This is a genomic window from Tenacibaculum sp. Ill (genome assembly GCF_051938915.1).
GTDB lineage: Bacteria > Bacteroidota > Bacteroidia > Flavobacteriales > Flavobacteriaceae > Polaribacter > Polaribacter larymnensis.
On record NZ_JBPSCW010000002.1, the window covers coordinates 1,125,486 to 1,138,441 of the forward strand.

Sequence of the window (12,956 nt, forward strand, 5' to 3'; positions counted from 1 at the left end):
CAAATAAGCTTACTGTTTTTTAGTTGTAATAAATAATTTGAAAGAAAAGTTTGTAAAATCAAAATCACTTTATACATTTGTAGCATAATGATGAATCAACAATTAAATAACTGGTGGTGGAAAACTCATAACTTACGTTAGTGAGACCATACTGTTATATCTATAATACAACGAAAAGGCTTATCTCATGATAAGCCTTTTTTGTTTTTACAAATTAAATGAAATGAAAAAAATTACTTTTAAAACAATAGCAAAAAAACAATTGGCAGATATGGTTACGCCAGTTAGCTTGTATTTAAGAACAAGAGATAAATATGCAAATAGTTTGCTGTTAGAAAGTTCAGATTATCATAGTAAAGAAAATAGCTATTCATTTTTATGTATAGAACCATTGGTAACAATTAAGGCAGAAGAAGATCAGTTAGTACTGTCTTACCAAAAAGAAGAATTAGAAAGAGTAGCTATTCAAAGAGATTTTTATGAGAGGTTTGATGCTTATAGTGATATTATTTCTGTAGATTGTTCGGAGGAGATTAAATCATTTAATGGATTGTATGGTTACACTACTTTTGATGCTGTACAATATTTTGAAACTATTCGATTTAGTTCTAAAAAAGCACCTTCTGAAATTCCATTATTACAATATAGTTTTTTCCGATTTATAGTAGCAATAAATCATTTTAAGAACGAAATGATATTGATAGAAAATATTCCTGAAGGAGAAGAGTCTCGAGTGTCTGAAATTGAAAATTTGGTAAATTCTCAATCTTTTGCAAAATACGACTTTGCTTTTCAAGGAGAAGAAACTTCGAATATAACAGATGAAGAATTTAAAGGAAGTGTAACCAAAGCAAAGGAACATTGTAAAAGAGGAGATGTTTTTCAATTAGTATTGTCACGTCAATTTCAGCAACAGTTTAAAGGTGATGAATTTAATGTATATAGAGCATTACGTTCTATAAACCCTTCACCTTATTTATTCTATTTTGATTACGGAAGTTTTAAGTTGATGGGGTCTTCACCAGAAGCACAAATTAAAATAGAAGAAGGTCAGGCAATTATTAATCCAATTGCAGGAACCTTTAGAAGAACAGGAGATGACGAGAAAGATAGGGAGTTAGCAAAAGAGCTAGCAAATGACCCGAAAGAGAATGCTGAACATGTAATGTTGGTGGATTTAGCAAGAAATGATTTAAGCAAGCATGCTACTAATGTAACGGTTGAAACTTATAAAGAAGTGCAGTATTTTAGTCATGTAATTCATTTAGTTTCTACAGTAACAGGAAAGATTACAGGAAATCCGATAGAAATTGTAGGAGATACATTTCCGGCAGGAACTTTGAGTGGAGCGCCTAAATATAAAGCGATGGAGTTGATTGATACTTATGAAAATCAAACTCGTGGATTTTATGGAGGTTGTGTTGGATTTATCGGGTTGAACGGGAATGTAAATCAAGCCATAGCAATTCGTTCTTTTGTAAGCAAAAATAATACCTTGTTTTATCAAGCAGGAGCAGGAATCGTAATCAACTCGAAAGAAGAAAACGAACTACAGGAAGTAAATAACAAATTAGCAGCATTAAAAAAAGCATTAGTGTTGGCAGAAAACATATAAGATGAATATATTAATTTTAGATAATTACGACTCGTTTACCTATAATTTGGTACATTATGTAGAGGATATTACGGGTACTTTACCAGATGTGTATCGTAACGACGAAATTTCTGTAGAAGAAATTAAAAAATACGATGCTATTATTCTGTCACCAGGACCAGGAATTCCTGATGAAGCAGGTATATTAAAGGAAACTATACAAACCTATGCAGGTAAAATTCCAATTTTTGGGGTTTGTTTAGGTTTACAGGCAATTACTGAGGTTTTTGGTGGGGAGTTAGAAAACTTAAATGATGTGTTTCATGGAGTTGCTACTGAAATGAAAGTGACAAAAAAAGACACTATAGCCTTTAAAGGTATTCCAGAAACATTTGAAGCAGCACGCTATCATTCTTGGATTGCCTCTCATAATAATTTTCCAGAGGAATTAGAAATAACAGCAATTGATGAAAACGGAAGTATTATGGCACTGCGACATAAAGAATTTGCAATTGAAGCAGTACAGTTTCATCCCGAAAGTATTTTAACTCCAGAAGGGAAAAAAATGATTCAGAATTTTATAGAAAGTGTAAATAAATAATGTCATTTCGAGCGAAGCAAGAAATTTGTTATAAGAGAACTGCTTCATTCTAAGAAAAATAAAAAGAGAAATGAAAAAAATACTAAACACCTTATTTGAACAAAAACGATTAACGAAAGAACAATCTAAAGAAGTGTTGATGAACATTGCTCAAGAAAAATACAATGCTTCACAAATAGCTGCATTTATTACAGTGTTTTTAATGCGTCCAGTTTCAGTTGATGAATTGTCAGGGTTCAGAGAAGCTTTGTTGGAATTAGCAATAAAAGTGGATTTATCGGATTTTAATACAATTGATTTATGCGGAACAGGAGGTGATGGAAAAAACACGTTTAACATTTCAACATTAACCTCATTTATCGTAGCAGGAACAGGACATAAAGTGGCTAAACATGGGAATTATGGAGTTTCTTCAGCTTCAGGATCATCCAATATGTTAGAGTTTTTAGGGTATAACTTTACAAACGATGAATCAACTTTAAAGCGTCAGTTAGAAGAAGCGAATATTTGTTTTTTACATGCACCTTTATTTCATCCAGCGATGAAAGTAGTGGCTCCCATCAGAAGAGAATTAGGAGTAAAAACATTTTTCAACATGTTAGGTCCGTTGGTAAATCCGAGTCGACCACAAAATCAGTTGGTGGGCGTATTCAATTTAGAAGTGGCTAGAGTATACAATTATATGTTACAGCAATCGAATGTGAATTATGGGGTGGTACACGCACTAGACGGGTATGATGAAATTTCACTCACAGGAGATTTTAAATTATTTACAAAAGAAGCAGAGCAACAAGTTTCCCCGTCCGATTTAGGACAACAACAAATTGCACCGTCTGCTATTTTTGGAGGAAATACTGTGAAAGAAGCTGCCGAAATATTTGTGAATATTATAAATGGAAAAGGAACTGAAGCACAAAACAATGTGGTATTAACCAATGCTGCTTTTGCTTTAAAAACCTTTGATAAAGAGAAGAGTTTTGAAACTGCTTTTGAAGAAGCAAAAGACTCTTTATTAGGGTTAAAAGCGAAAGAATCGTTAGAGAAATTAGTAAACTAAGACTGAAGAGTGTCAGTTCGATTGAATTTATAAGGAACGAATAAATTAGTACTGAGAACAAGTATTTCTCGATACAATTTCCTACTAAAGTAGAAAATCACTCGAAATGACAAAATATTAAAAAATCATAATTGATTATATGACAATACTAGATAAAATAATAGCCTTTAAAAAACAAGAAGTAGGAAAAATAAAAGCTGAGGTTGCAGTTAAAAAACTGGTGGAGAGTCCAAATTTTAAAAGACAACCAATCTCGTTAAAAAAATCATTGTTAGAGCCATATTCAACAGGAATTATAGCAGAGTTTAAACGTCAATCACCTTCCAAAGGAATTATCAACGATAAGTCAACAGTTGCTGAAGTAACCAACGGGTATTTAGATGCCAATGTAGCAGCGCAATCTATTTTAACCGATACATCTTTCTTCGGAGGAACCATGGCAGATTTGATGGAAGCGAGAGTTGTCAACCAACAAAAACCAATTTTGAGAAAAGACTTTATTGTTGACGGATTTCAAATCGTGGAAGCAAAAGCTATTGGAGCCGATGTTGTTTTGTTAATAGCTACTTGCTTAACCTCAGAGCAGTTGAAAAATTACGGTCAGTTAGCTACAGACCTAGGTTTAGAGGTATTGTACGAAGTACATACCCAAGAAGATTTAGATAAAATTGGAGATTTAGACAATAAAATTATAGGAATTAACAATAGAAACTTAAAAACATTTGAAGTTGATTTAGAACATTCTATCAACTTAGCAAATCAAATTCCTGATACTGTTGTGAAGGTTTCTGAAAGCGGAATTTCTGATCCAAGAATTATTACGGGGTTAAAAGAACATGGTTTTCATGGCTTTTTAATAGGAGAAAATTTTATGAAAACAGATAACCCTGGACAAGCATGTCAAGAATTTATCGATCAAATTAGATAATATGAAATTAAAAGTTTGCGGGATGAAGTTCGTAGAAAATATTCAGCAAGTAGCTGAACTACAATCTGACTACTTAGGTTTTATTTTCTATGAAAAATCTCCAAGAAATTTTGAAGGGATCATTCCGAAACTACCCAAAGGAATCAAAAAAGTAGGCGTTTTTGTAAATGAATATGTAGAAATAGTAGTTTCATTAGTTGAAGAATATCAGTTAGAAGCAGTTCAGTTACATGGAGATGAATCTGTAGCGTATATTAAAGAGTTAAAACAACATCTACCAAAAGTAGAAATCATAAAAGTATTTGGAATTAAAGGAGCATTCAATTTTGAGCTTTTAAAACCGTACGAAGAAGTAGTTGATTACTTTTTGTTTGATACTAAAGGAAAAGAGCGAGGAGGAAATGGGATAACATTTAATTGGCAAGTTTTAAAAGATTATAATTCAACAAAAGGGTACTTCTTAAGCGGTGGAATAGGTTTGGAAGAAGTAGATGAGTTAACCATGTTTTTTAAAACGTCAGCATCTAAGCATTGCTATGCCATTGATGTGAACAGCAAGTTTGAAACAAAGCCAGGAATAAAATCAGTAAAAAAAATAGAACAGTTTAAGGCTTATTGCCAAAAGCTAACAGCTAAAAGCTAATCATATGAAATTTCAACCAGATAATAACGGGTATTACGGACAATTTGGAGGAGCATTTATTCCAGAATTGTTATACCCAAATGTAAAAGAGTTAGAAGACAATTATATACAAATTATAGAGTCTGAAACTTTTCAGCAAGAATATAAAGACTTATTAAAACACTATGTTGGTCGTCCGAGTCCGTTGTATTTAGCAAAACGATTATCAGAGAAATACGGAGCGACTATTTATTTAAAGCGAGAAGATTTAAATCATACAGGAGCGCATAAAGTAAATAATACCATTGGTCAGATTTTAATAGCAAAACATTTAGGGAAAACTAAAATTTTAGCAGAAACAGGAGCAGGACAACATGGAGTGGCTACGGCAACAGTATGTGCCTTAATGGGATTAGAGTGTGTTGTTTTTATGGGAGAAACCGATATTAAGCGGCAAGCACCTAATGTGGCTCGTATGAAAATGCTAGGAGCAAAGGTAGTGCCTGCCACTAGTGGAAGTAAAACTTTGAAAGACGCTACAAACGAAGCGATTCGTTATTGGATTCAACATCCAGATACTTATTATTTAATAGGTTCTGTAGTGGGGCCACATCCATATCCGGATATGGTAGCACGCTTACAAGCAGTAATTTCAGAAGAAATGAAAGTACAGCTAAAAGAACAAACTGGAAATGAAAATCCAAATACTATTATTGCATGTGTAGGGGGAGGGAGTAATGCTGCAGGTGCTTTTTATCATTATTTAGAGGATGAAGAAGTGGAATTAATCGCAGTTGAAGCAGCAGGATTAGGAGTGAATTCTGGAGAAAGTGCTGCGACATCACAATTAGGAGAAGTAGGAGTTATTCATGGAAGTAAAACCATTTTAATGCAAGATGAGTACGGACAAATTGTAGAACCGTATTCGATTTCAGCAGGATTAGATTATCCAGGAGTGGGACCGTTACATGCTTATTTACATGAAACAGAACGCGCAACGTTTATGAATGCCACAGATAAAGAAGCATTAGAAGCTGCTTACGAGCTAACAAAAATAGAAGGAATTATTCCAGCGTTAGAAAGTGCCCATGCCTTAGCCGTGTTACCAAAAATGAATTTACAAAAAGATCAAGTTGTGGTGGTAAATTTATCAGGAAGAGGAGATAAAGATTTAGAAACGTATATAAAACATTTAAGCTAATAGCCTCTGGCTAATGGCTAAAAGCTATTAGAAATGAACTCAATTCAAGATATATTCAATCAAAAAGAAAACGATTTACTGTCTATTTTCTTTACGGCAGGTTTTCCAAAATTAGACGATACCACAAAAATTATTACCGAATTAAGTAATAGCGGAGTCAATTTTATAGAAGTAGGTTTGCCATATTCTGATCCATTGGCTGATGGGCCAACTATTCAGCATAGTAGTGATGTAGCCTTAAAAAATGGCATGAATCTCGATGTTGTTTTTCAACAATTAACCTCGATTAGAGATTCAAATACAACTCCTTTGGTATTAATGGGCTATTTGAATCAGATTATTAAATATGGAGAAGATAAATTCTGTCAAAAAGTAAAAGATTGCGGAATAGATACTGTAATTATTCCCGATTTACCTATGGTTGAATACGAGAACCATTATCAACAGTTATTCAAAAACTACGGAATTACAAATGTTTTTTTAATTACGCCACATACTTCTGATGAACGCATCCGTAAAATAGATGCTTTATCAGATGCTTTTATTTATGTAGTTGCTTCAGCATCTATTACAGGTGCTAAAGGCGAAGTTTCATCAGCACAAATCAACTACTTTAAAAGAATTCAAGCAATGAATTTACAAAGTAAGTTAATTGTTGGTTTTGGTATTTCAGATCATAAAACATTCTCTACTGCCTGTGAATATGCAAACGGAGCAATTATTGGTTCAGCTTTTATAAAAGAGCTAGAAAAAAAGGGAGTTGAAGGAATTGGTGATTTTGTAAAAACTGTTAAGAACTGTTAATATATTCCTAATTTTATTAGAGTTTTAGTCATAATGAAGTAATTTGGGGATTTAAAAAATCAAACAACATGACTAAAAAGATATTCTTAGGGGTGGCTTTAATAGCAAGTAATTTTTTATTTGCGCAACATACGTTAATTCGTAAGCCTGTGATAAGCCCTGATGCTTCTCAAATGGCATTCAGTTATTATGGCGATATTTGGCTATATAACTTTAACAATCAGCAAACAAAAAGGTTAACCATTCATAAAGGTTACGAAAGCAACCCTGTTTGGAATACAGATGGAACTGAAATTGCATTTTCATCAAATAGAAAAGGAAATGATAATGTATTTGTAACCTCAGTAAAAGGAGGAGTTCCTAAACAGCTAACCTATTACCCAACAACAAATACACCTACGGATTGGACAAATGAAGGGGATGTTGTATTTACTACAGGCCGTGTATTAAGAGGTCCAGAGTGGGATAAACAAATGTATGTAGTTAATGAAAAAGGAGAAACACCACGTCGTTTATTAACTGCTTATGGAGAAATGGCTTCCGTATCACCAAATGGAAAATTAATTGCTTTTACCAAAGGAGCATGTCGTATTGCACGTGAAGATTATACTGGTTCTGCACAACGTGACATTTGGATATACAATACAGAAACAAAAAAATATCACCAAATAACAACAAGTAATAAGAACGATCATTCTCCAGCTTGGGATGCAGCCGGAAATTTATATTATATAGGTGCAAAAAGTGGACGTTATAATATTTATAAGCAAGTAATTTCATCAAATGGAACAGCTGATGGAACAGCTACTCAATTAACGATACAAACTAAAGATGGTGTACAGACATTTTCGGTAAGTAACAGCGGGGTAATTGTTTATACTAGTGGAGCTGATACGTTCAAATTAGTAAATGGGAAAACTCAAAAAGTTAATTTAGATATTGTTTCAGACAATCGTTTTGAAGAAGAAGAAACCAAAACAGTTTCAGGAGACATTAGTAATTATGCAGTTTCACCAAATGGTAAAAATGTAGCTTTAGAAATTAATGGAGAAATCTTTGTTAAGGAAAACAATAAGGAAAAAAAGCGTTCAAACAATGTAAGCAAGCATCCTTATAGAGATATTAATCCACAGTGGTTAGACGATAAAACAGTTGTTTTTTCTTCTGATAGAGATGGAGTTTATCAATTGTATAGTGCAGTTTCTATAGATACTTTAGTAGGATTACACCGTAGTTTAAAAACAAAAGTTACTAAGCTTACCAATAACAAAGAAGATATAGAATATTCCTTAGTTTCTCCTGACGGAAAGAAGATAGCTTACCAGGTAGGAAGAGGAATTTTAATGATTGCTGATGTTAAAAAAGAAAAAATAACAAATGCTAAAGAATACTCTAATTCATGGGCAGCTGCTGAAGGAGTTTCATGGAGTCCAGACAGTAAGTATATAGCGTATTCTCAAGAGGACTTAAATTTTGATAGCGAAATTTTTATTCAATCGATTGAAAAACCATCTACCAAAATGAATGTGTCTATGCATCCAAGAAGTGACCGTAATCCAGTTTGGAGTGCTGACGGAAAAAAGTTAGCATTTTTATCAAACAGAAGCGGAATTAATTATGATGTTTGGATGGTTTGGTTAGAAAAGTCAGATTGGGAAAAGTCAAAATTAGATCACGAAGAAGGAGCTTATTATCCTGAGAAGAAAGAAGAATCCTCTAAAGAGAAAGATGCAAAAAAAGGAAAGAAAAAGAAGAAAAAAGTAGTTGTAAAAATAGATGAAGATAAAATTTATGATCGTTTAGTGCAGGTTACTTCTTTACAAGATAATGAGTATAGTCCTGTGTTTAGTGCAGATAGTGATTTCATTTATTTTTCAGCAACCAATCCTGCTACAGAAAAAAGAAGTACCTACAAAGTTAAATGGGACGGTAGCAAACCAAAATTAGTTAAAGGTGTAGCCAACGCAAGAAACTTTACTGAAAATAAAGGGAAAATTTACTTTACTTCAAAAGGAAGATTAGCTGAATTAAACACAAAATCAGATAAGGTAACAAGATTACCACACACTGCTACTTACACTACTCACAGAGACGAAGTTTTTCAGCAGGTTTTTGAAGAAGGTATACGAGCATTAACCGCTGGTTTTTACGATCCAGAATTTCATGGTTATAATTGGAATGCCTTGGTAAAAAAATATAAGCCATGGGTATTGTCAGCAACTACACAACAAGATTACACATATATGTTTAATTTGTTGCTAGGACAATTAAACGCGAGTCATATGGGCTACCGTGGAAGTGCGCCAAGAAATACAAATGATAAGGTTGGAGTATTAGGATTAGAAGTAGAGAATACTAAGAAAGGAGTTAAGGTTTCTTATGTGTTACCAAATTCAGTAGCAGATAAATCTACAAGTAAATTAAAAGTAGGAGATATTATTACAGTTGTTAACGGACAAGAAATTAAAAAGAATACGAATTTTTATAGTTTACTAAAGAATACACAATCAAAAGAGATTTTATTGAGTTTAGATAATGGTAAAGATGTAGTGTTACGTCCAGAAAGATCGTTAAGAAGGCTGCAATATGAAGAATGGGTAAACTCTAGAAAGAAATTGGTAGATGAGTATTCAAATGGTCAATTAGGATATATTCATATTCAAGGAATGAATATGCCAAGTTTTGAGCGTTTTGAACGTGAACTAAAAGCAAGTGGGTATGGTAAAAAAGGAATTGTAATTGATGTACGTTATAACGGTGGTGGTTGGACTACAGACCGATTAATGGCGGTATTAAATGTAGATCAACATGCATATACAGTACCAAGAGGAGCAGCTAAAAGTTTAAAAAATCATCAAAAATTTAAAGGAAATTATCCATTTAATGAGCGAGCTATTTTATCAGTAAACACAAAGCCTATGGTAGCTTTATGTAATGAAAATAGTTATTCAAATGCAGAGATTTTCTCGCATGCGTTCAAAAATTTAGGCTTAGGAAAATTAGTAGGACAACCAACTTTTGGAGCAGTAATTTCTACAGGAGGTAAACGTTTGCAAAACGGAATGATTCGTATGCCATTTAGAGCGTGGTATGTAAAAAAATCAGGAAAGAATATGGAGAACGAAGCCCCAGCAGTACCAGATTATTTAGTAAAAAATGCACCAGGATGGAAGGATAGAGGAGAAGATGCTCAATTAAAAAAAGCAGTTGAGGTGTTGTTACAAGATATTAAGTAATAATAACTAAAAATAAGATCAAGCGTAGAGTTTAAACTCTGCGCTTTTTTTATTCCTATTTTTGCCAAATGATGCAGATTACAGAACAAGAATTGTTAGAAAAATTAAAGGTAAATTTTGGATACGATAGTTTTCGCTTAGAGCAACAAGCTATTATCGAAAATATATTAGCAAAAAAAGATACGTTGGTTATTATGCCAACAGGAGGAGGAAAGTCTATTTGTTACCAATTACCAGCATTATTTTTTGAAGGTGTTACTTTAGTTATTTCTCCATTAATTGCTTTGATGAAAGATCAAGTAGATAGCTTGAGAGCAAACGGAATTCCCGCAACTTTTTTTAACAGTAGTCAATCTACCCAAGAGCAGCAACAAGTATTCGATGCGATAGCTTCAAAAAGCATAAAACTATTATATGTAGCACCAGAAAGTTTATCATTACTCCAAAACGTACTAAACCAATCGTATATAAGTTGCATAGCGGTTGATGAGGCACACTGTATTTCTGCTTGGGGACACGATTTTCGTCCTTCATACAAACAATTAGCATTTCTTAAAAAGTCGTTACCAGAAACTCCAATTGTAGCCTTAACAGCAACGGCTGATAAAGCTACGCAACAAGATATTTTAGAACAGTTAGCTGTACCATATGCTACACAGTTTATTAGTTCTTTTAATAGAGAGAATATAGCCTTAGAAGTGCGTCCTGCGAATGATAGAGTACAACAGATCATCAAATTTATTCAGAGAAGACCTAATGAAGCAGGAATTATTTATTGTTTGAGTAGAAAGGCTACAGAGCAACTAGCTAGTAAATTACAACAAAATAACATCGATGCAAAAGCGTATCATGCAGGATTGTCTTTTGAAGAAAGAGCCAAGACGCAAGAAGCTTTTATAAAAGATGATTGTGAGGTTATTTGTGCAACCATTGCTTTTGGAATGGGTATTGACAAATCAAATGTTCGTTGGGTAATTCATTATAATATGCCTAAAAATATAGAAGGCTATTATCAAGAAATTGGACGTTCAGGTCGTGATGGTTTACCAGCAAAAGCTTTATTATTTCATAGTTATGCAGATGTTATTCAGTTACGCCAGTTTATTGAAAAAACAGGAAATAAAGAAGTGCAAGAGGCAAAATTAGAAAGGATGAAGCAATTCGCTGAAGCCACGGTTTGCCGAAGAAAAATATTGCTGAGTTACTTTGGTGAACTGATAGAAGAAAACTGTGGAAATTGCGATGTATGTAAAAACCCGCCACAGTTTTTTGATGGTACTGTTATTGCGCAAAAAGGACTCTCAGCTATTTATCGATTACAAGGAAAAGAAGCTATGGGAACCGTGATTGATGTATTAAGAGGAGCTAAAAATGCCACCGTCTTAGATAAGAATTACGATAAGTTAAAAACCTATGGAGTAGGTAGCGATATTTCTTGGAGAGATTGGCAGCATTATTTAATTCAGTTAACCAACCAAGGGTATTGTCAAATTGCTTTTCATTTAAATAATAGTTTGCAACTAACTGAGTTTTCAAATAAAGTGCTTTTTGAAGGTGAAAAAGTACAATTAACAACTCCTGTAGAGTTTACAAAAGAAGTAAAAACGGTAGTAAAAGAGAAAAAGAAAAAAGCGGTTAAGGATACGTTATTTGAACGTTTGCGAAAACTACGTTATCGCATTGCTCAAGAAGAAGATATAGCAGCATATTTAGTTTTTAATGATGCTACGCTGAGAGAAATAGAAAATGAAAGACCACAATCTGACGAAGAGTTTTTAGCCATTAGTGGAGTAGGGCAACGAAAACTAGAAGTTTATGGAGCTGAGTTTATGGAAGAGATTAAAACTTTTTTAAGCGAAAAGAAACGAACTAAAAAAGACACTACTTTAGAAACGTTTAAGTTGTATAAAGAAGGGTTTACGGTTGATGAAATAGCCGAAAACCGCGGATTAAAACCTACCACCATTTTTTCTCATTTATCCAAGCTATATTTAGAAGGAAAAGATGTGAGTTTAGACGAATTTATAGAAGCGGATACCTTAGCGTTAGTAGCAAACGCAAAAAAAGTTTTGAAAAATGAAACCGCTTTAAAACCCTATTTTGAGTTTTTAGGAGAAAAAGTTCCGTATGAAAAAATACGAGTAGGATTAACTATTTTACAAAGGAAGCGATAAGTTTTATTATACATGAGTAAAGAAAACTTTCCTACAGAATCTAAGTCAGATGAAGTTTTAAGACTGCAAGAGAGAATTAAAAACCTTGAAACTGAAATTACGACCATTGAAACTAAGCTGTTTCCTTTTGAACAATCATTACGTAACGAGATTTCTGATTTATTAATAGAAGAACGAGAGTTAGTTATTTTGTTCAAGCAACAAAAGAAAGCTAAAAAAGAGAAAAGGTTAGCACAAAAAAGAAAAGGTAAAAATTATAAGGAAGTTACTCAAGTCGTTCCTGTTTCAAAAGAACGAGTAACACAAGAAAGAGAGCATCAAAAAGAGAAGAAAAGGTTGTATAAAGAAGCGATGTTGTATGTACACCCTGATAAATTTTCGATGCAAGAAAACGAACAAGAGAAAGCAACTGAAACTACTACAAAACTTATTGAAATATACCAGAACGGAAGTTTAGAAGAGCTAGAAGCTTTTCATGCGCATATTTTTGGAGGTAATACGACTATATGTTTTGATAAAGATATTTCGCTAATTCAAAAAACAACCAATAGTACTTCATATTTAGTAAAAGAAGTTGAGCGATTAGAAAAAGTATTGAATGATTTATTAGAGAGTTATACATATAAAGTTTTAACAACCTATGAAAATCCAATGTCATTTGTAGCCGAATTGAAAGCCTATTACGATGATAGAATTTTTAAACTTCGTAAGCGAACAAGAACAAAAAAATAAACCAGAA

Annotated in this window: 10 protein-coding genes; all 10 read left to right on the forward strand. The window is 33.1% G+C overall.

Annotated features, from left to right (window positions below):
- The first annotated feature begins 223 nt into the window (after nucleotides 1-223).
- The 10 genes from ACTPNM_RS05335 (at nucleotide 224) to ACTPNM_RS05380 (ending at nucleotide 12,949) form a co-directional block, all read left to right on the forward strand.
- Nucleotides 224-1,615, forward strand: a complete 1,392-nt coding sequence (locus ACTPNM_RS05335; protein ID WP_440120912.1) for an anthranilate synthase component I family protein — start codon at nucleotides 224-226, stop codon at nucleotides 1,613-1,615.
- 1 nt (nucleotide 1,616) lies between these two features.
- Nucleotides 1,617-2,195, forward strand: coding sequence for an anthranilate synthase component II (locus ACTPNM_RS05340; RefSeq protein ID WP_440120913.1), 579 nt, complete (start codon nucleotides 1,617-1,619; stop codon nucleotides 2,193-2,195).
- 70 nt (nucleotides 2,196-2,265) lie between these two features.
- A complete protein-coding gene (gene trpD / locus ACTPNM_RS05345) occupies nucleotides 2,266-3,252 on the forward strand; it encodes an anthranilate phosphoribosyltransferase (protein WP_440120914.1) in 987 nt (328 codons plus the stop codon).
- Nucleotides 3,253-3,391: 139 nt separating this feature from the next.
- Nucleotides 3,392-4,180: an indole-3-glycerol phosphate synthase TrpC gene (gene trpC, locus ACTPNM_RS05350; protein ID WP_440120915.1), complete on the forward strand. Its 789-nt coding sequence runs from the start codon at nucleotides 3,392-3,394 to the stop codon at nucleotides 4,178-4,180.
- 22 nt (nucleotides 4,181-4,202) lie between these two features.
- A complete protein-coding gene (locus ACTPNM_RS05355) occupies nucleotides 4,203-4,823 on the forward strand; it encodes a phosphoribosylanthranilate isomerase (protein WP_440120916.1) in 621 nt (206 codons plus the stop codon).
- Between the two features lie 4 nt (nucleotides 4,824-4,827).
- Complete coding sequence (gene trpB, locus ACTPNM_RS05360; protein WP_440120917.1) at nucleotides 4,828-6,003, forward strand: tryptophan synthase subunit beta; 1,176 nt, start codon at nucleotides 4,828-4,830, stop codon at nucleotides 6,001-6,003.
- Nucleotides 6,004-6,036: 33 nt separating this feature from the next.
- On the forward strand, nucleotides 6,037-6,807 hold the full coding sequence (gene trpA / locus ACTPNM_RS05365; protein WP_440120918.1) for a tryptophan synthase subunit alpha: 771 nt from the start codon (nucleotides 6,037-6,039) through the stop codon (nucleotides 6,805-6,807).
- Between the two features lie 68 nt (nucleotides 6,808-6,875).
- Nucleotides 6,876-10,043: a S41 family peptidase gene (locus tag ACTPNM_RS05370; RefSeq protein ID WP_440120919.1), complete on the forward strand. Its 3,168-nt coding sequence runs from the start codon at nucleotides 6,876-6,878 to the stop codon at nucleotides 10,041-10,043.
- A gap of 68 nt (nucleotides 10,044-10,111) precedes the next feature.
- Nucleotides 10,112-12,217 carry a DNA helicase RecQ gene (recQ, locus tag ACTPNM_RS05375; protein ID WP_440120920.1) on the forward strand — a complete coding sequence of 702 codons (2,106 nt, stop codon included), beginning with the start codon at nucleotides 10,112-10,114 and terminating at the stop codon, nucleotides 12,215-12,217.
- A gap of 12 nt (nucleotides 12,218-12,229) precedes the next feature.
- On the forward strand, nucleotides 12,230-12,949 hold the full coding sequence (locus tag ACTPNM_RS05380; RefSeq protein WP_440120921.1) for a hypothetical protein: 720 nt from the start codon (nucleotides 12,230-12,232) through the stop codon (nucleotides 12,947-12,949).
- The last annotated feature ends 7 nt before the right edge of the window (nucleotides 12,950-12,956 follow it).

Bases quoted from the DNA above. Each gene is read 5' to 3' on its own strand.
- ACTPNM_RS05335 (WP_440120912.1), top strand. From the start codon at position 224: ATGAAAAAAATTACTTTTAAAACAATAGCAAAAAAACAATTGGCAGAT.
- ACTPNM_RS05340 (WP_440120913.1), top strand. From the start codon at position 1,617: ATGAATATATTAATTTTAGATAATTACGACTCGTTTACCTATAATTTG.
- trpD (WP_440120914.1), top strand. From the start codon at position 2,266: ATGAAAAAAATACTAAACACCTTATTTGAACAAAAACGATTAACGAAA.
- trpC (WP_440120915.1), top strand. From the start codon at position 3,392: ATGACAATACTAGATAAAATAATAGCCTTTAAAAAACAAGAAGTAGGA.
- ACTPNM_RS05355 (WP_440120916.1), top strand. From the start codon at position 4,203: ATGAAGTTCGTAGAAAATATTCAGCAAGTAGCTGAACTACAATCTGAC.
- trpB (WP_440120917.1), top strand. From the start codon at position 4,828: ATGAAATTTCAACCAGATAATAACGGGTATTACGGACAATTTGGAGGA.
- trpA (WP_440120918.1), top strand. From the start codon at position 6,037: ATGAACTCAATTCAAGATATATTCAATCAAAAAGAAAACGATTTACTG.
- ACTPNM_RS05370 (WP_440120919.1), top strand. From the start codon at position 6,876: ATGACTAAAAAGATATTCTTAGGGGTGGCTTTAATAGCAAGTAATTTT.
- recQ (WP_440120920.1), top strand. From the start codon at position 10,112: ATGATGCAGATTACAGAACAAGAATTGTTAGAAAAATTAAAGGTAAAT.
- ACTPNM_RS05380 (WP_440120921.1), top strand. From the start codon at position 12,230: ATGAGTAAAGAAAACTTTCCTACAGAATCTAAGTCAGATGAAGTTTTA.